We start from the raw sequence: 19,010 nt of genomic DNA on the forward strand, positions 1-19,010 counted from the left end.
CAAGAATGGCAAGCTTTTGTTGATACAATGAACTATAGGAGGGAATAAGATGTTAATTAAAGATGTCGTTCTCTACACTGAAGAAAATGGAATCGCAAGAATTACTCTAAACAGGCCGGAAGCACTAAATGCATTAAACAAAGATGTACTTGAAAAACTTTCATCCATCTTGGACAGGGTTAAAACTGATTCAAGTGTAAAGGCAGTGATAATTACCGGCGCCGGGAAAAAGGCATTTTCTGCAGGGGCAGACATTCGATTTCTCAATAAAGGCACTCCTCTGGAAGTAAGAGATTTAGCTCAGCTAGCTGTTACGGTTACTAATAAAATCGAGTCATTGGGAAAAGTGGTTGTTGCTGCTATTAACGGCTTCGCACTGGGAGGCGGGCTAGAGTTAGCTGAATCCTGTGCGCTCCGTGTTTCTGCTAATCATGCTAAATTAGGACATCCTGAAGTCCGTATTGGAGCTGTTGCCGGTTTTGGAGGAACTACGAGACTTCCCAGACTTATTGGTAAAGGACGTGCTGCAGAACTGTTGCTCACCGGAAACGCTATAAGCGCAGACGAAGCTTATAGAATAGGACTGGTAAATCGGATTGTTGAACCCGATAAGTTACTATCAGAAGCAGAAACTCTTATCCTAGAAATTCTGTCTCAGGCTCCTATCGCAGTAAAAATGACTTGGGAGGCAATTCATCGGGGGTGTAATCTAACTTTAGAAGAGTCCGCGCTTCTCGGTGCAGATTATTTTGGTTTGATAGCGTCTACAGAGGACTTCAGAGAAGGAACTAAATCATTTTTAGAAAAGACTCAACCATCATTTAGAGAAAGATAGTTAATCGAACCCATCATTTGTATCAACCTAAAGATTGCTTTTGTGTAAGAACGTAGACCAAAATAATTAAACTTTTTTATAAAAATAAACCTATCAATATTAAAAAATGACCTCGTTATGATCAATCTTTGTTCATAACGAGGTTGTTTTCTTTATACTAAAGTCAATATTTTCGAATAACTTTCAATTGAAATTTATTCCAAATATGCAATATCAATCTTATGATGTATTAAAATGGAAATACCCTTTCAAAGTATACTGACTCCTTTCACAAGTCGTGGAAGGGGGCTATTTATGTTCATAAAGGTATGACTTTCCGAATACTTTTTATTTTCGCATATCTAAAAACGCAAGAAGTCCTTGGTGCGTTTCAAAAGGTACACCTTTTAGAACGTGTTTAATATTTGTAAATTAAAAATGAGTTTTACAAAACATACAAAACGTTAAACTCATAAAACCCAGTGATATCAGTACGTGTGCATGATATCACTGGGTTTTTATTTGGATACTTAACGATGTGTTTTACAAATTATAAAAAGATGTAAACTTAGTTTTACTTTTTACATAGGAACCGTCCTAAAAAGTGAACGAGTGTTTGTAAAGGTATGATCTATTAAGTGGACAGTTCCTACATATTCATACAGGCCCAGGTAAATAACATGATCGAACCTATGGTTTTCTGTGTGTCCCAACTGTGACAGCGAATGATTTATGTATCCGAGATTTAGGTTATTTTCATTTAAAAGACATTCAATATATACAAGATAAAGAGGCCTACTATATCTCTCGTATCAAGTCGAATACACGTATTTATCAAAAAAATCCCAACCCTGATTATTTTCAAGACGGAAGAATTAAGAAAGGTACAGCGTATATACAGATAGGTATGGAGACGTTAATGAACTCACTTCAACCAGGACAAACATGCGAAATATCCGACGCTTATGTAGGAATGACTAATAAAGTACCAACTCGTGTGATTGTTCATCGACTAACAAAAGAACAACAAAAAAAACGATCCCTATGAATCTAAAGAATCGTTTTTAAATTTGTATTCAGTTCTCCTAATTTGCGATATAAAGCCGCTTGACTTATACCTGTAATCACACAAACTTCTTCAATTGTTTGTTGGTATAATCAGTTATTTTTGTTATTTATTTATTATCCAAAAGTAACTAATCCTATATAATATACTAGATATGATGAAATATACAGTTGTTGGAATAACTTTTTTTTTTGAATTATCATATTTATGATTCATTAATAACTCAAATGAAAATATATTTAATACTATTAAAATAAACAATATAAAAGTAGGATATACAGTTCGTGTACTATTAAAAATGGCTAAACATGTAAATAATGCAATGGGTGTAAAATTAACAGTAAGTTGATATGTGTTTAAGTATAATTTTAGTTTGGACACGCAAGTGCACCTAGATAATAAGTTGCAGCCATACCAGTACCCAGTACCCACTACCCAACTACTCCATCCTCTTCCTACACGAGCCGGTGCGGTCTCAGTTCCATATTGAATAAGATTTTTAGATTTAACAAGCAATTCTGTAGTTTTTCCATTTCCGTTTTCTTGAGCTAATTTAGTATTGATTTCAACTACAGCTGAATGAATTTCATTAACAGTAACTGAAGAACCAATATTTTTCAATTCTTTCCCTAACTGATCAACATTAGAAAACGTAAAAACACCAATACCATCTTTTTCTTCAAAAGATAAATAATTTGCTATAATTTGAGATTCTTTAATTTGTTGTTCAGAAAATCCTATCATATTTTCGTTTTCTGTTACATTAATTTCTACATTTTTAATAGACTTGTCTAATTCACTTGCTTTTGAAACAGATGGAAATAATGAAAATGCTGAAGCTGTAATAGTGGTCATAGTTTTTTTGAAATTCATAATATATGCCTCCTTAATTTTGTGAACACCTAAATCGTATTATTGACAGAATGTTTAATTAAATGTAATTTTTGTGAACACCTAAATCGCATTGCTGACAGAACATTCAATTAAACTGAAATATACACATCGCGTTTATTGGATTTAAAAATCGATTTATACGCTAAGTAGCGAATTCTGAATCAGAAAGCTTATGTTTTCGCTTTATAAATCCGATTTCTCTTGCAAGTTCTTCTAGAAATACAGGTGTAACATATCGTTGTAATTCATCTTGAATTGAAAAATTCATAAGAAAACGTTATCATTTCTATTCTAGCTTGTAATGAAGTATTTGGTGTGCCTGCACTATGGACAGCCCTATTTATGAAAGAATCTACTAAATAATAGGAAAAGATGTATTGCTATAAGTAAATTATTTTATTTATTTTCACAAGCAAGGATTACATAAAAAAATAGCCGATCCCTTAACGTACAGGGATTTGGCTATTTTTTGTCTAAAATGTGTCTAAACGTACAATTTTCCCGAAATGATATGGTGACCACATGCCCATCAACTTAAGAATTTTATAACACCCCCAAAAAAAATTTATACATTTTGATCTGGAGGTGTCAATTTTCTCGTTTTGGGGTATTTGCTTTTCCTAGCTTGATGGTGATGGGGTACCACCACATCCATCAACTTAAGATTGTAATATAGATTATTTTTATCCCGCTATTTGAGAGCAGTAAGATTGGTGTGGGCTAATAATCAGTGGGGAATGGAAAACTCCCCCCACTGATGAAAGGTTCACTTTATGATTTCATTCACGACAAGTGGAATGATGCTTAATAAGAGAACAAATCCCCAATCTCGTATTGTTATTGCATGCATACCAAATATATTTGCAAGAGGAGGGATGGAGATCATACAAACTTGCAAAAGAACACCGATAAGAAGTGAGAAGACTAAATATTTATTTGTAAATATCTTAGCGGAAAAGATTGATTTTGTTCTTGAGCGTAAGTGAAATGAATGAACGAGCTGAGAAAAGCTAAGCACGATACATGCCATCGTTTGAGTATGTAATAGAGCATCTTCATCAATTTGATCTGGGAAGAGAGGGGAGAGATTTATATGTCAACGGTACATCACAACCCCACCACATGTTTAGCTAGCTAAAATTCAGCAAGTTTTTCAAGATAAAAGGATGCTTTTTCATATGTAAGGATGAGCGATGAATGCAACTTTTATATACTAAAGAGATTTATGGAACAATTCCAGTACATCTTTCATAACAAAAGGACCATCTTTTTTTACATGTTCAGCAAATTCAGAAATAAGACGCAATGTTTTAATACTTTCAATCGGATGGCCACCTGATGCACTTTCAGCAGAAAGCATAACCGCATTTGTTCCATCCAGTACAGCCTGAAATACATCAGTCACCTCAGCTCTTGTAGGAATAGAGTGATCTACCATAGATTGAAGCATTTGTGTTGCTGTGATTACATATGTGTTCGATTGATTGCACTCACGAATCATCATTTTTTGTAAAAGTGGAATAAATTGATACGGTAATTCTACACCTAAATCTCCTCTTGCAATCATAATTCCATCCGCTTCTTTACATATATCTGGAAAATTCTCGATAGCTTCCAGCGTTTCAATTTTTGCAATTATATTGGGGGAAGCTTCTTTTTGCTGATGTATAAAGTTGCGAATTTCCTTTATATGAGAAGGTTTTCGAACAAATGAACACGCAATAAAATCCACACCTTCTCCTAAAAGAAACTGAATATCTTTTTTATCCTTCTCTGTAATAGCCGGTAAGCTAACGGTTGCACCTGGTAAATTTATCCCTTTATGCGAGGCAATATCGCCACCTATTTTTACTCTTGTTTCTATTTTTTCCATACTTACCTTTTCAACAATTAATTCAACTTGTCCATCATTAATAAGAATTCTACTCCCAACTTTCACATCATTAGCAATTCCTACATAATCAACACTTGCTTCTTCTTTACTCCCTGCAACTGAATGAGTATATAAAATAAATGAATCCCCCGCTTGAAGTGTAATTTGTTCTTCATTGATTACACCCAATCTTATTTTAGGACCTTGTACATCACCTAGAATTTTAATAGAATCATCTAAAGATTTTACTAAACGAATTATTTCTTTATGACTTTCATGTGAACCATGTGATAAATTTAACCGAACAATTTTCATACCATTTTTTATTAACTGAGCTAATGTCTCTTTATTATTGCTTGCTGGTCCAATTGTACAAATTCGATCGATTGTCATATTTCCACCATCCTTTTTAAACATGATTCCCATAAAAAGAAAAAATAATGTTCTCCAACATAATTTGTAACGGAAAGCCTGTAGTAGCTAAGACAGCACGATAAAGAAAGATAAACATACAAAAAAGATCGGTAATTTCTGAACATAGAAATGATCGACCTTTTCATGATGAAAAAATGAATACTAAAGTATATACAAGCCTACAAATAGTAGGTGGGGAATATTTGACGCTTACTTTATAAATATATTCAACCATTTCGATATGTAATATTTCATAAAGCATGGGTTGTTTATTTTAATATAATACTCAAGGGAAGTAGGCGAAATGCAACATAATAATTTATTAGACGGAGAGAGAATAATCATATGTATCCAAAATTTATTGATAAAATGGCGTTTTCGAAGGCGCATAAGGATTTATTAATTAAACTGTATAATAAAGAAATTTCAAGAAGTGAGTATAATCAATTGGTAGATACTTTTTACCGCCCGCAACAAAAGTAAATATGAAATAAGTGTTTATGGTTTTATAGCAATGTACTGTGAGCCTTAATTGATAATTATAATAAAAGTTCAAAACATTTATTATAAATAGACAAATAATGGTGACATTTTTTGCATCTGTTAATCTCCCTAATGTTATATGCTGAACTCATAAGGTCTTAAGGTTTCTATGTAATAAAAAATCTTAAACACATATTGAAGAGAGGTGAATTTCATGGGTGGCGTTTTATTTTATCAAGTAAAATGCGTAGCTATTGCTTTGGAATAAAGTTTAATTCAAAACAACTTACAAATCCTTATTCTACAGAAAATAAAACAAATCCATTTTGAAAAAAGTTTAATCAAATTGGATTCGTTTCTTTTTGAATGAACATTTAGTTTTATAAAAAAGTTTGATCAAAACGCATTTAGAATTCTTTGATTGAAGAGATAAAGTATCGCATCTTTTTCATAAACAAAAAAGAATCTCCTTTATCTGAAATAAAATATGAGATTCTTTTTATTTATTTGATATACGAAATAAAATTAAAACAAACAAAGTTTAAAGGGGAGGGATGATTTGATCATCTTTTTAGAAAATATACAAGCATTCGCTTTTTTATTAATATTTATTTCTAGTATTTTTTATTGTAGACAGCTTAAATTAAATAAACAAAAAAGAAAACTTTCTAAATTTGAAATGTCAATGTATATAATCACTTCAATTGCAATACCTATCTATACAATGATTTATTTTATTCTTCTTTTAGGAAAATAAATCATTGCAATTCTTTTTTCTCTCTATTTTTTACTGCGTATTAATATAACCCCTCATTAAAATCTTTATCGATTTACAAAAAAGCTTCTTAATCCAATTTATAATTCCTTCAATTTTATAATTTATTCTTTAGTTATGGGGAAGATTTGTTAGAAAACGTTTATAAATTAAGTAAGAAGTTTAATGTTTATTCTTACTTAAAGCAACCCGTAAAAAATGTATCTCTAGGAACTAGGCAGAAGATATGGTTAGCAATTCATTTATCTACTCCAACAGAATTAGTATTATTAGATGAACCGTTTAACTCTTTAGATAAAGAAAGTAGAGGGATTTTATCAGAGCTCATTAATAAAAGTACAGACAGAACCTTTATTATCGTTTCTCATGAAAATAATGAAGGCGTGGTATTTTCCTATGAGTTAAATAGTAATAATTGGTCTATTAGTCAATTAACTATGTGATAAAGGGTGAATGTATGTTAAGAAGAATCGTTTCTTTATTGCTCATTTTAGGATGTGTCATTTACTATATGAAAACTACACCAGCAGAGGATATTTCATTTTTAAAGTTATTATTGATTCCCTTAGTCCTGGTTATTGGATATTTTATTGATAAAAAATTAGGGGAAGAAAAATAAACTTTATTGATAAAGAGGTTCTGGTGCAAAGTCACATAAAGTCCGCCTACGGAAATAGGTGGGCTATTTTATATAAGGAAGTTTGTACGAGTGTAACAGAATAAGCTTAACTATATATTGCAAGTTTGGAGGGTACGACGTTCTTTTTCTCATTTAACGGGGCCGAATGGTGCTCCATTTTCTAATCTTGTTAGATAACAAAATAAAAGCCTGCTGTTTTCTTGTGACAGTGGCCTTTTATAGTTGGTAAACTACTATATTGCGCTTAGGAATCTCGCACTATGATAGTCGCATATATATGTTAGTCGTATATTGAGAAATATAAAAAAGGACACTATCAAGAGTGCCTCTTCTTAGCAGTCGAATCCGCCGCGACAACAGCTAGCTCCAACTATGATTAATAAGATAAAGAGCACAACAAGTAAGGCGAATCCGCCACCAAAGCCACAGCCTCCACCGCAACTACCGCCATAGCCCATATGAATCCCTCCTTTCATTAAGAGGAAAACTTGAGGTCACACATGTACGTTAATGGATTCACTTTACTATATGTTTTTACGGATTAATTGAGCAGGTCCTTTTGAAAAAAAGAAAAGACACTCACCATTTTAAGTTTACGGCACATATGTAAAGGAAACGTTCGTAAAGATTTCAAATCTAAGTTTTTTAGTTATCGTCTTATCATACATTTTAAAATTTTTTATAAGTATCCTGAAAAAGAACGAATCGTTGCCATGCCACTTTTTGTTTGTGTATGGGGAATTATTTTAAGAGAATTGACGACCTTGTTTTTGTCACGGGTATTGTGTCGTTTACATATTGTATTTTATTCTTTTGATTGGGGGATATTCATGACTAATTCTGAGATGATTTTACGTTTACTTACGGATTTAAAGGTTGAACAACAGGCGTTGAGAGAACAGCTGGAAAAAATGCAAACAACATTGACTACTCTTGAAGAAAAAACAGTTTTTACAAAGCAACGTGGGTATTCTGGATTCCCAACATCTTTTCGTGATTGGAGAGCAGCTACTCAAAAGGATTAGGGAAGCCAGGTATATTAAGTTATACAAAATCGAAAATGAAAAAGGTGCAGCCTACTGTAGTTAAAACAGAGGCTGTGCTTTTTGTTATGTCATTATAAATTGTTATAGGGTGCCGAGAGTAATTTCAAATATGATGGCTTTATTAGAAACAGCCGAAAGTAAACGGTTGGAAGCTAAGATAACAAATATACGTGCCCATGTAAAACATTTAAGTTTTTGGTATATATGAACAGCGAAAGGACTCTCAGGCTTTATTGAGAAATATGATTCAAATCTATATTTTATTCAAAACAAAAGTGCGCTTTTAAGTACCATTGACTATTCAAATTTCACCTCAATCTCTTTATCCAACATATTACTATTAACTTTTAAAACTAACCCTTGCGTATATTTTGGTACATCGAATACAATTTTTCCTGATGAACTTGAATCAGGATTAAGAGTACCAAATGTAAAGGTAGAATTATTTGCAGCTTTAAGTGCTAATTGAGATTCATTAGAACTGTAATATTCTCTCCCTAGATCGTCAATTAATTTAAAGTTGTTGCTATTTAGTGTAATGGGCTTTTTTTGATTATTATAAACGTAGACGTCTAAAGCTTTAAATACGCCTTGTGTTTTTATATCTCCATTACCTATAACATCTAATGACTCGACGGAGTTTACCGTTATATATACATTAGTAGAATTTCCTTGGTTGGAAAGTTCTTTTTGAGGATCCTTTTTTATTACCAACTAGCTACGTCAACATCCACCTTCAACCACCTCTCCCAATCGGAATCCTCTAGTTTAAGTAAACTTAGTGAAGTACCTTTCATATCTAAAGAGGTTAGATGAGTCCCGACTTTTACGAACCGGACGTTTAATCCTTCAAGTTCACATAAACGGCGAATGTCGTTTGTGAAAATATATTGTTCCATTAATGGTGTCGCGCCTAATCCGTTAATGAGGAGGGCGAAATAATCACCTTTTTTCCAGCGATAAATGCTTTTTAGCTTATTCATAAGCTCGATAGCTAGCTTTTCAGAAGAAGATAATATTTCTTTACGGTATCCTTTCTCACCATGAATGCCGACTCCGTAAAAGACTTCATCGTCTTGTAGCGTGAAAGACGCTTTTCCTTGAACTGGATCGTTTGCGGAAGAAAGTGCGACTCCTAATGTATGCAAGTTATGAATGACAGAGCGGCCAATCACCTGTAATTCTTCTAAAGAATGGCCTTTGAGAGCTGCTGCTCCGAGTATTTTTTGAACGAAAATGGTACCAGCTACTCCCCGTCTTCTTTTATTAAAGGAAGCATCGTCTTCAATGGAAACATCGTCATGTACAATGACGTGATCAATTTGTCTTCCTTCTTCTTTTGCGATCTGTTCAGCGGCTAGAAAGTTTTCTACGTCAGCTTTAAAGTTTTTAATAATGAATAGAATACTTTTTTCTTTCGGTATGAGGCGAGTGGCCGCTACGATTTGTTCTACTGTAGGCGGGGTGAAAATTTCTCCGTTTACCGCCGCCGCAAGCATTCCTTTTCCTACATAGCCAATATCAGCTGGCTCATGTCCGCTCCCGCCACCGCTTATAATGACAACATCTTGCTGTATTTCTGCAATGTTCTTTTGATAAATGATGTTGTGTTTTTCGTCGTAAGATATTTTGTCATTATGTTCAAAGTAAAAGCCACATAGCATATCTTGAACAATATTTTGCACATCATTCATAATCTTTTTCATTGTTTTTTCCACCTTAGTATTTGTTTACGGATTGCTGGAGTAAAAGTAATAATTGGTTGTTTATCATATTTTTAATGAGAGAAGACATAATAGATGGGTCTACTTTGCAATGATTTTCGATCCAATCTTTTATCGTCCCGACAAAGCCGTGACTATAAAAAGATGCAATTGTATCTTTTTTCTCTTCAGAAATGATTATATTACAACCAATTGATAGTTCATCAATAATCTTCATATATAAGTTTTTCGTGTGCTCAAATAAATAGTGATTGAATGAGTTTTGTTCAGTTACTTTAAACGCATTTCGGTAAAACTTTTGATTTTGATGAAAGTAATCAAATAATAGGTCGAAAATATTTTCCCACTTTTCATAATCGAGAAAGTCTATAATGTTTTCTTTCGTTTCTTCTCTATAAATCCAACTTAATAGTTCGAATTTATCTTTAAAATGATAATAAAAAGTTTGTCTACGCATCTGACAATCGAGCATAATATCACTCACTGATATTTTATGAAAAGATTCTGTTTCCATTAATTTTTTCAATGAGTTCGCGATTATTTTTTTAGAAATTATAGAAGAGGTCATTTTAATCATCCCTACAACTTTATTCATATGAAAATCCTACCTACAAATGAAGGAAGTGTCTTTAGACAAATTGTCCATTTTGTCCGTTTACTATAAAACGCTTTCATTTTAACATAAGTAGTAACAAAAATATTTCACATATATCACAATATGCTAAAGGAAATGAGGGAGGATCACAATGAAAAAAATTATAAACAAACCTGAAACATTAGTAATGGAAATGTGCAACGGAATGGTTATGGCTCACCCAGAACTTGAGCTTTTGAAAAAGTATAAAGTAATTAAGAAAAAAGAAATGAACGAAAATAAAGTAACATTAATTAGCGGTGGTGGTAGTGGTCATGAGCCGGCGCATGCAGGGTTAGTCGGAAAAGGAATGTTAGATGCGGCAGTATGCGGAGATGTATTTGCTTCACCTTCACAAATTCAAGTATATCAAGCAATTAAAGCGACAGCTAGCAAAAAAGGTACGCTATTAATTATTAAAAATTATAGCGGAGATATTATGAATTTTAAAAATGGAGCACATTTAGCGACTGAAGATGGTATTGAAGTAGAATATGTGAAAGTAGACGATGATATCGCGGTAGAAGATAGTCTGTATACAGTAGGACGCCGCGGTGTTGCGGGCGTTGTGTTCGTGCATAAAATTGCCGGTGCAGCAGCGGAAGCAGGTATGGACTTAGTAGAAGTGAAGGCAGTAGCGGAAAAAGCAGCGGCTAACGTTCGTACAATTGGTTTAGCATTCACTTCTTGTACAGTTCCTGCGAGTGGATCGCCTACTTTTAAACTTGGTGAAGATGAAATGGAATACGGCGTTGGTATTCATGGAGAGCCAGGTATTAAAAGAGAAAAAGTTATGACGGCAGACGAACTAGCTTCACGCATGACAAATGATCTTGTGAAAGATTTAGATTTACATGGTGATGAGGAAATTGCGCTTCTTGTAAATGGTTTCGGTGGTACGCCGTTGCAAGAACTGTATTTATTTAATAATGCGGTTACGAGAGAGTTAGATAGTAGAAATATAAAAATTAATAGAACATTTGTCGGTAATTACATGACGAGTATTGATATGGCAGGTATGTCTTTAACGGTGATGAAGCTAGATGATGAGCTGAAAACATTACTATCAAAAGAATGCAATACACCTGCGTTTAAAGTGGATGGACCAGTTGAGAGTGTAGAGTATGTTGATATTCATGAAGATGTAGAAGAGAAAGAGGTTTCTTTCGAGACGGAAACAGCGGAAGAACACGCTATTATTCAAAATGAGGTAATTACGTTAAATAATATGATTTATATTGTTGATAAAATGAGTGAAATCATTATTAAAAACGAAGTTCCATTTTGTGAGTTAGATACGCATGCAGGTGACGGAGACTTCGGAATGAGCGTTGCGAAAGGGTTCAAGCAATTAAAACGTGAGTGGAGCTCTATCTTGGAGCAAGAAAATTTAAATATCGGAACGTTCCTTGATGCATGTTCAATGGTTATTATGGAACATTGCGGGGGAGCTTCTGGTCCGATTTGGGGCGGAGCTTTCCGTGCAGCAGGTAAAGCTGTAAATGGCAAAATGGAGTTAACAATTGGTGAGTTTGCTGACATGCTACAAGTGGCGATTCACGGTATACAATCTATTGGTGAGCGCTCTTTCGGAAGAGGAGCGGAAGTGGGCGATAAAACGCTTGTAGATGCACTTGTTCCTTGTGTAAACTCTTGGTTAAAATGTGCTTCCTCTGGTGCGAACTTTAAAACAGCTTTTGAAAAAGGAGCAGAGGAGGCTGTTAAAGGTGCAGAATACACAAAAGAAATCGTCGCTCGAATGGGGCGAGCTGGCACAGTTGGTGAAAGGAGTTTAGGGTATCCTGATGCTGGTGCTTATGCGCTTGGAGTGATTTTTACAGAGATTTCTCGTAGTTTAAGCTAGTTTTATCCCGCTATTTGAGGGCAATAAGGCTCCCACCTCAAAATTCGGCGGAAGCAAAGAAGTTAGGTGGGAGTTGGGCTACCCGTAAAAGCCCGAATGGTGTGGGCTAATAATCAGTGGGGATGGGACTCCCCACTGATTAAAGTTTCACTTTATATGAAGGAGAGAAGCAATGCCGATGAGGTGTTGCTTCTTTTTTTGATTCGTCTTCTAACCTATTGATGAAAAGGCGAAATGAAGCGGAAAAGTTAAAGTATATTTTTCTGCACGACTAATATAATGATTCATACATAAGAAAGAGGAAGGCGCTTAGGAGGTGAAGTGCCACTTAGGTAATTACGGATAAGGTGGATAGTGAATTGTTATTTTTAGAGCACGTAGTACATGAGATTTTAAATAAAGTAGGAAAGGAAGACATTGATGCAGAAGGTAAAAGTCATTTTAATGTGTTTGCTCATTATTACTTTTTGTATGCCATGGTATAACGCATTTGGAGAGAAAGATGTAAATGGTTTTACAATTCCTACTTGGGAAGAGATTTCGTTTTTTTATTTTCTTTACTTTACTCCCATTTTTGCGGGGATTAGCATTTACCAATGTATACAGAAGAAGGATCCGGAGATCTTTTATCTATTGTCTGGAATCCCGAATATACTCTTTTGGTTTTTATTATTTATTACAGATAGTTTATATGCACCGTTGAAATATTCTTATATTGGCGGGAAAGCAGGGCTGCTTATTTCTTTGCTAGTTATTATAACGTACTTTGTACCGTCTACTTCGGAAGATGATTCAGTAGTAAATGAGAGGACGAAGAAAAGTGAAAGAGTGTAAGAATACCTAAATGAATACCCTCTTCATTTTTTTAAAATTTGCGATTATCTTATTATTGATATTCGACATAATACGACAAAAAATACGATTGTTGTTTGCTATGATTAGTTCGGAAATCTTACGTTTTGAATTTAAGAGAATGGGTTTATAGTCAAAAGAATCGCTACAATTTGAGTATTAAGTTTAGTTGCTTTTGCTGAAATGAAAGTGAAAGAAGGAAGTAAACGAGATGCCCGAAGCAAGAAGAAATTTATAAAGTTGGCGATACGATAGAAATGAACCGAGTAAAGGTTGCTTTCAATATTAAAAATAATGGTGAAAAGATCTTTATTTCACTATTTAAAATTGAAATTTGCTAAAGATAACGAATTGAAAGAGTGAAGAATCAATTGATTAATGAAAGTATTGTTTCTAGCAATCACATATAAGTGGGAAGTTTATTTTCATGTAGCTGAATAAGATGAATGTACAGGTACATACAAACTATCATTTATTATGGACAATAAATCTGTGAAGCTTGAATTCATAATAATAAAATTAGAGGAGTATTTATTCCAATGAAACGTACAACTGAATTTGTATTAGGACTTATTGGCGGTATTTTTGGTATTTTATGTGCATTTATTGCATTATTTATCGGTGGTGTTGCATCTGCTATGGAAGCAGATGGTGCAAACAGTGTTATTGGTTTAGGCTGGGGAGCTGTTGCTCTTTCAATTTTAGGAATTGTTGGATCTGTAATGGTTAAGAGTAAAGCAAAAGTTGGCGGCGCTATGATGACAATCGCAGCAATCGGTGGATTTATTTGTATTTCCTTCATTTATATTTTACCAGCTGTTTTATTATTAATCGGTGGATTAATGGGGATCTTCCGTAAAGGAAAAGATTCTGTATCTGCTTAAGTAAGAGCACTCGAATGAGTACTTTTGTTATGTGCATGATTTATTTTGTTTAGGTAGCACCTGTATAGTAGGTTGATAGAATGAAATGAACTGCATATTATGAGGATGACGTTATTCTTTTTTCTAGTTGGACGGAAGAGGTGTAAAAGCATCTCTTCTTTTATTTTGTGAAAAATTTCAGTTTTTGAGCGATTGTATGTGTCTAATGTATTCAGCTAGTTATGAGTAGTAAGTCTCCATCTTCAAATTTGGTGAACAATGTAGGTTCAATACGGGTTGAAATTTTACTGTATGCTTTTTTGCATATTCATAAATTTAATGTATCGTTTGAAAGGTTTTAATTGTATAATGTTTTTTGTTGTCTTTTTTTTGTCAGATTTTTCGACATAAATCGAACATAAAGAAAATAACTAGAATAAATGATATATCAGGAGAAATCATCATGTACACAAAACTATTAAAATCAATTACATCAATAACACTTATAAGCGGTGCTTTAATATACACAAATGATAGTATTGTTAAAGCTGCTGGAACCCAGTCTTTTTCTGATGTCCCAGAAACACACTGGGCATATCCTGCTATTAAAGATTTAGCAAGCCAAAATATTATTGCAGGTTATGGGGATGGAAAATTTGGGTTAGGTGACGTCGCAACGAGGGAGCAGGTAGCGGCTTTAATTTATCGCGTACTGTTTCCAAGCAAACAGGGTGGCACTTTTAGTAATGATAATGCCTTTTATGTATTGAAAGATGGATCGAAAGTTAAAAATCCTTATCGTGATATTCGTTCAGATGCTACCATGTTTCCTGAAGAAATTTTAGCTTTAACGAATGTAGGGATTTTTAAAGGGGATGGAAATGGAAGCTTCCGACCGAAAGATTCTGTAAGTCGTGCAGAAATGGCACAAATTATTAAAAATGCTTTTCATGTTTCTGCAAACCAAAAACATACATTTACTGATGTGCCAAATCATTTTTGGGCAGAAGAGGCTATTAGTGCCGTACAGTCAAATAAGATTGCAGCAGGTACAGGAGATGGAAAATTTGAGCCGTATAAAACGGTAACGCGTGAACAATATGCGCAGTTTCTATACAATGCTTTAGAATATAAAAAACGAGTAAATCAAGACCCTAAGGAAGTAGTTGGTAAAGGGGATCAGCAACTATTAGAAGAATTTAAAAATGAGTTGCAAACACATATTAATGCGTATGAAGGAACGATTACACTTAATTACAAAGCAAAAAATAGTAATAGGCAAGAAGTGATGGACACGCTTGTTAATGCCTATACAGAAGCTGTAAATAAAAATGAATACGCAAAGCATACGATAAAACAAGTTTCATATTCTCTTTCTGGTTCATCAGGAGATTATACGTTTACTTTAAATATCTCATACCGTGAGTCAAAAGAGCAAACAGCATATGTAATGAAGCAAGCGAAAGCAATTGTTCAATCTATGATTCAAAATGGAATGGATGAGCATGAGAAAGTAAAAGTTATTCATGATTATGTTGTAAAACATGTTTCTTATGATACTTCCTACCAAGCTTATACAGCATATGAGGCACTAGCAAATCGTTCTGCGGTTTGCCAAGGTTACGCTCTATTAACTTATCAATTGCTGAAAGAAGCTGGAATTGATGTTCATATTGTAACGGGTACTGGAAACGGACAGGCACATGCTTGGAATTTAGTAAAAATCGATAATAAATGGTACCATCTTGATACAACATTTGATGATCCAATACCTGATGAGCAAGGACGAGTAACGTATTCTTATTTCAACCTATCTGATGGGCAACTTGCAAAAGATCACGAGTGGAATCGAAGTGAATACCCACAAGCTACTACAAATTATTATGATGTACTTACAAATAAGATAGCAGCTGGTGGAGCTAAATCATCTGTATATAAACAAATATTAAACGATACAAAGTTAAATTATTTATCAGGTGAGTACATTGCGAATAGCTACAATGAGTTAAAAAGTAAGATGCAACAACGCTATGTAGCAAAGCCAGAGAAAATTGAAGTTCTTTATAAACAATCGATGAATGGTGCGATGCAAGATGTACAGAAAGCAATTGGAGAAATAGGTTTCCCAAAAGGTGCGAACAATGTTTCCTACCAAGCAGCGCCTTATAATGCAAAAGAAGGTTATTCGTTATTAACGATTACGTTTACATATTAAAAATGAGGAAAGGTATCTGAAACAGATGCCTTTCTTTGTTTTTTACAGATAAAGAGAAAGGAACAATTGTATGTCATTAAGGATGCATTGGAAGGTTTTTCTAATGATTGTATAGAGGTTATCATTTATTTTTGATACATTAATAATTGAAAAATAAAAATAAGGGGTAGAGATGTACAAATGGAATTGTTTGATTATTACAAAAGGAAAGCGAGTGTTAAGTTTCTTATTGGAACGGTTGTTTTTATTTTTGCACTATGCGCTATATATGATCAGTGGGGAAATGTGAATTGGGGAGAGGCAATATTTATTGTTATCGTTTCGCTTGTTTTTTTCGGAATTGGATTTTGGCAATTTAGAAAAGGGAAGTTAATACAAAAGAATGCTGTGAAAAGCAATGAAACATTTTGGGATATAGATACTTTTGTTTTATTAGGATTACCTAAAAGAAATAAGCAATTTGGCCTATATCATCCTGATGGTGGATATATCGCAGGAACAAAGACAATATCATCTAATATTATTTTTTCAGTCATACCTTTTTTAAGGAATAGGGACGTTTTTGGATTGGAAACGAGTAATGGGGAAATTCTTGCATATTTTCATAGTGGAAAGAATGGTTATGATTGGGTTATTTGTGATTCAAATTATTACGAGATAGGTATGTTTAAAGAAAATAGGATACAAACATTTGGAACGATCCGTGGTCCTTTAATGACTGATAAAGCAACAAAGTTGTCTGATATAGAAGTTGAGTGTGATTTTATTCAAACGACTCTTCGCACAATAGATGGACGTACATTAGCAATTGGTAAGCAAGGATATATGCCCATAGAATGGAGTGAAAGGTTTATGGGATTAAACGTGCCTACGATTACGTTAGGATCAAATCTATCTAAGCATGAAAAAATGATTGCTGTAGGAGTCTTTCTTTATATTTTAAGCATAATTGAAATGAGAAAAAATAGAACGAGTGTGTAAAGGGATTTGGATTACTTATTATGCTGTAGATTTATACATCATAACGATTCCATTACAAGTAAAGAAAATCAATACCCTTTAATTGTAAAATAAGCTGATATCTTACGAGATATTGGCTTTTTGATTTCTCGCTTAACTTTTAAAGAAATTTGAATAGAAAACGAGTAAAATAGTTTATCTTTTTATCTTTATTACAAAAATGTCACATTCTTGTAAGGTAATTAAATAGTTTAGCTACTTTTTTCATGTCATAATAAAGACATAAGAAACGCCAATTAAAAATTATAGGTTATAGGAGAGTGTCAGTCATGATTGTAACAACAACGTCTGGAATTCAAGGTAAAGAGATTATTGAGTATATTGATATTGTAAATGGTGAAGCTATTATGGGTGCAAATATTGTCCGCGATTTATTCGCTTCAGTTCGTGATGTTGTCGGTGGCCGTGCTGGTGCATATGAAAGCAAATTAAAAGAAGCGCGCGATATTGCAATGGAAGAAATGAAAGAACTTGCAAGACAAAAAGGTGCTAATGCCATCGTTGGTGTTGACGTAGACTACGAAGTTGTTCGTGATGGTATGTTAATGGTTGCCGTAAGTGGTACGGCTGTACGTATATAATAAGATAGAAAACAGGCTCTCCCCTTAAAGTGTATGTACTTTAAGGGGATTTTTTATTGGGGAAATTTTAATATTGTCCTGTTAGGATAAATGGTTCTTGTTTAAAGTCTGCTCACACAAATGATCTGCATATCAATTCATCTTTGATATGCAGATCATTTGTGTGATAATTCTTATAAATAATTAAATAATTGCTGAATGATAAACTTACATGAATGCTTTTAAAAGTTCTTGAACTAATGGAATGACTCCACCTACAAATTTTAAAACTGCCATTGCGATTTCCATATTATTCCCTCCTTCTTTAAGTAGTAAGATGTAATAAATCTTTATACCCCTATTATAGTGAGCGCCTACAGAAGCATCAATACATTTTGATATGCAATATTTCATATTTGTATTTGGTAATGATGATACAGGATAATCAGTATTTTGCTAAAAATAGAGTATTTCATTATACATCGGAAAAGACGCTTCTTTTGAAGCGCTTTTCCTCGATTTGATAACCTGTTTCTTCCTAAACCTCACGAATACAATACTCTTCAAATGTTTCATTTTTTTCTACTCCACCTGAAGGGATAGAGCAAAGTTTAGACTCATTTGTTTTCTCCTTTGCTACCATTCGTATTGTATCACTTGATTTCAAAGGAATACGATATTACCCAAAAATCACTACTAAAGTATTTCTCAAAAGTGTAAGGTGCACGTTTAAACCACTTATTGGAATGTAATTTGTACTTTCTAGCGCAGATGCTCCTTCTAACTCTTGATAGGTATGTTTATACATAGTCAAGCTTAAATGAAATATTCAGAATAAACAGTTATATTATCTGTAAATTTAAATTATTTACAATTTACAGATAATATAATATTGTGTGAAGTATAGGTTCAAATAAAGAAGGAGGTTTTTTATGTTGAAGAATGAGTAGTTGGAGTTTTAACAATTGGGATTATGTTCTCCGGAGCTGGAGGCGTATTCGCTGCAGAAGATTCTCCGTATGAAGTAAAAACAACAGGGTTCAATGGACAACCAGTATCTATTGGTTTTGATAATAAAACAGATTTTGAAGATTATTGAAAGACACATCCCGTTCCAGTAAAAAATACGATTCAAACATGAGCAGAAATTCAATCTCGCTTCTATCTAGATAATGATGGAAAAGGAGCAAGTTTTACTGTGAAATCGAGCAGGAATCCCGTTCTTGTAGTGAATTTCGGTGGAAGTTTTAATGTGAATTGGCTGATATATGAA

General features: G+C 33.6%; 19 protein-coding genes and 3 pseudogenes. 13 read left to right on the forward strand and 9 right to left on the reverse strand.

What is annotated here, in order from left to right:
* Positions 1-49 precede the first annotated feature (49 nt).
* The gene (locus DJ93_RS17810) at positions 50-835 is read left to right on the forward strand and encodes an enoyl-CoA hydratase/isomerase family protein (protein WP_042982283.1); all 786 of its coding nucleotides are present in this window, start codon (positions 50-52) and stop codon (positions 833-835) included.
* A gap of 604 nt (positions 836-1,439) precedes the next feature.
* Positions 1,440-1,853, forward strand: a pseudogene (locus DJ93_RS17815) (transposase); the annotation flags it as partial.
* A 132-nt stretch (positions 1,854-1,985) separates the two neighbouring features.
* Here the strand turns inward: DJ93_RS17815 and DJ93_RS17820 are convergent.
* The 4 genes and pseudogenes from DJ93_RS17820 to DJ93_RS17835 all read right to left on the reverse strand — a co-directional run bounded on the left by DJ93_RS17820 (position 1,986) and on the right by DJ93_RS17835 (position 5,040).
* A complete protein-coding gene (locus DJ93_RS17820; RefSeq protein WP_042982286.1) occupies positions 1,986-2,753 on the reverse strand; it encodes a hypothetical protein in 768 nt (255 codons plus the stop codon).
* Between the two features lie 163 nt (positions 2,754-2,916).
* On the reverse strand, positions 2,917-3,042 hold the full coding sequence (locus DJ93_RS34425; RefSeq protein ID WP_259300237.1) for a hypothetical protein: 126 nt from the start codon (positions 3,040-3,042) through the stop codon (positions 2,917-2,919).
* Positions 3,043-3,540: 498 nt separating this feature from the next.
* Positions 3,541-3,864: pseudogene (locus tag DJ93_RS30825) on the reverse strand (cation transporting ATPase C-terminal domain-containing protein); the annotation flags it as partial.
* A gap of 123 nt (positions 3,865-3,987) precedes the next feature.
* Positions 3,988-5,040 carry a pyruvate kinase gene (locus DJ93_RS17835; protein ID WP_042984245.1) on the reverse strand — a complete coding sequence of 351 codons (1,053 nt, stop codon included), beginning with the start codon at positions 5,038-5,040 and terminating at the stop codon, positions 3,988-3,990.
* A gap of 366 nt (positions 5,041-5,406) precedes the next feature.
* On the opposite strand from DJ93_RS17835, the gene DJ93_RS33255 reads away from it, so the two are divergent.
* From DJ93_RS33255 to DJ93_RS33260, 3 genes are all read left to right on the forward strand, one after another.
* Positions 5,407-5,544, forward strand: a complete 138-nt coding sequence (locus tag DJ93_RS33255) for a hypothetical protein (protein ID WP_181969218.1) — start codon at positions 5,407-5,409, stop codon at positions 5,542-5,544.
* Between the two features lie 903 nt (positions 5,545-6,447).
* Entirely contained in the window at positions 6,448-6,762 is a 315-nt protein-coding gene (locus DJ93_RS29630; RefSeq protein WP_241484293.1) for an ATP-binding cassette domain-containing protein, read from the forward strand.
* A 14-nt stretch (positions 6,763-6,776) separates the two neighbouring features.
* The gene (locus DJ93_RS33260; protein WP_181969217.1) at positions 6,777-6,938 is read left to right on the forward strand and encodes a hypothetical protein; all 162 of its coding nucleotides are present in this window, start codon (positions 6,777-6,779) and stop codon (positions 6,936-6,938) included.
* A 353-nt stretch (positions 6,939-7,291) separates the two neighbouring features.
* On the opposite strand, the gene DJ93_RS17850 is transcribed toward DJ93_RS33260, so the two are convergent.
* Positions 7,292-7,417, reverse strand: a complete 126-nt coding sequence (locus DJ93_RS17850; protein ID WP_042982290.1) for a YjcZ family sporulation protein — start codon at positions 7,415-7,417, stop codon at positions 7,292-7,294.
* Between the two features lie 372 nt (positions 7,418-7,789).
* On the opposite strand from DJ93_RS17850, the gene DJ93_RS17855 reads away from it, so the two are divergent.
* On the forward strand, positions 7,790-7,984 hold the full coding sequence (locus DJ93_RS17855; RefSeq protein ID WP_042982291.1) for a hypothetical protein: 195 nt from the start codon (positions 7,790-7,792) through the stop codon (positions 7,982-7,984).
* 318 nt (positions 7,985-8,302) lie between these two features.
* Here DJ93_RS17855 and DJ93_RS17860 read toward each other — a convergent pair.
* The 3 genes and pseudogenes from DJ93_RS17860 to dhaS all read right to left on the reverse strand — a co-directional run.
* Positions 8,303-8,707: pseudogene (locus DJ93_RS17860) on the reverse strand (DUF4352 domain-containing protein); the annotation flags it as partial.
* 5 nt (positions 8,708-8,712) lie between these two features.
* Positions 8,713-9,711, reverse strand: coding sequence for a DhaKLM operon coactivator DhaQ (dhaQ, locus tag DJ93_RS17865; protein WP_042982292.1), 999 nt, complete (start codon positions 9,709-9,711; stop codon positions 8,713-8,715).
* A 13-nt stretch (positions 9,712-9,724) separates the two neighbouring features.
* On the reverse strand, positions 9,725-10,297 hold the full coding sequence (dhaS, locus tag DJ93_RS17870) for a dihydroxyacetone kinase transcriptional activator DhaS (RefSeq protein WP_042984248.1): 573 nt from the start codon (positions 10,295-10,297) through the stop codon (positions 9,725-9,727).
* Between the two features lie 178 nt (positions 10,298-10,475).
* On the opposite strand from dhaS, the gene dhaK reads away from it, so the two are divergent.
* From dhaK to DJ93_RS17900, 6 genes are all read left to right on the forward strand, one after another.
* Positions 10,476-12,227: a dihydroxyacetone kinase subunit DhaK gene (gene dhaK / locus DJ93_RS30830; protein ID WP_042982294.1), complete on the forward strand. Its 1,752-nt coding sequence runs from the start codon at positions 10,476-10,478 to the stop codon at positions 12,225-12,227.
* Positions 12,228-12,647: 420 nt separating this feature from the next.
* Positions 12,648-13,061: a hypothetical protein gene (locus tag DJ93_RS17880; RefSeq protein WP_042982296.1), complete on the forward strand. Its 414-nt coding sequence runs from the start codon at positions 12,648-12,650 to the stop codon at positions 13,059-13,061.
* Positions 13,062-13,618: 557 nt separating this feature from the next.
* Entirely contained in the window at positions 13,619-13,963 is a 345-nt protein-coding gene (locus DJ93_RS17885) for a DUF4064 domain-containing protein (RefSeq protein WP_042982297.1), read from the forward strand.
* 442 nt (positions 13,964-14,405) lie between these two features.
* Positions 14,406-16,157 carry an S-layer homology domain-containing protein gene (locus DJ93_RS17890; protein ID WP_042982298.1) on the forward strand — a complete coding sequence of 584 codons (1,752 nt, stop codon included), beginning with the start codon at positions 14,406-14,408 and terminating at the stop codon, positions 16,155-16,157.
* Positions 16,158-16,337: 180 nt separating this feature from the next.
* On the forward strand, positions 16,338-17,138 hold the full coding sequence (locus DJ93_RS17895) for a hypothetical protein (RefSeq protein ID WP_042982300.1): 801 nt from the start codon (positions 16,338-16,340) through the stop codon (positions 17,136-17,138).
* A 308-nt stretch (positions 17,139-17,446) separates the two neighbouring features.
* Entirely contained in the window at positions 17,447-17,758 is a 312-nt protein-coding gene (locus DJ93_RS17900) for a heavy metal-binding domain-containing protein (protein WP_042982301.1), read from the forward strand.
* Between the two features lie 207 nt (positions 17,759-17,965).
* On the opposite strand, the gene DJ93_RS34630 is transcribed toward DJ93_RS17900, so the two are convergent.
* On the reverse strand, positions 17,966-18,151 hold the full coding sequence (locus DJ93_RS34630) for a hypothetical protein (RefSeq protein ID WP_042982302.1): 186 nt from the start codon (positions 18,149-18,151) through the stop codon (positions 17,966-17,968).
* 559 nt (positions 18,152-18,710) lie between these two features.
* On the opposite strand from DJ93_RS34630, the gene DJ93_RS34430 reads away from it, so the two are divergent.
* Positions 18,711-18,836 carry a hypothetical protein gene (locus DJ93_RS34430; protein ID WP_259300234.1) on the forward strand — a complete coding sequence of 42 codons (126 nt, stop codon included), beginning with the start codon at positions 18,711-18,713 and terminating at the stop codon, positions 18,834-18,836.
* Positions 18,837-19,010 lie beyond the last annotated feature (174 nt).

The organism is Bacillus clarus, from assembly GCF_000746925.1.
Lineage (GTDB): Bacteria > Bacillota > Bacilli > Bacillales > Bacillaceae_G > Bacillus_A > Bacillus_A clarus.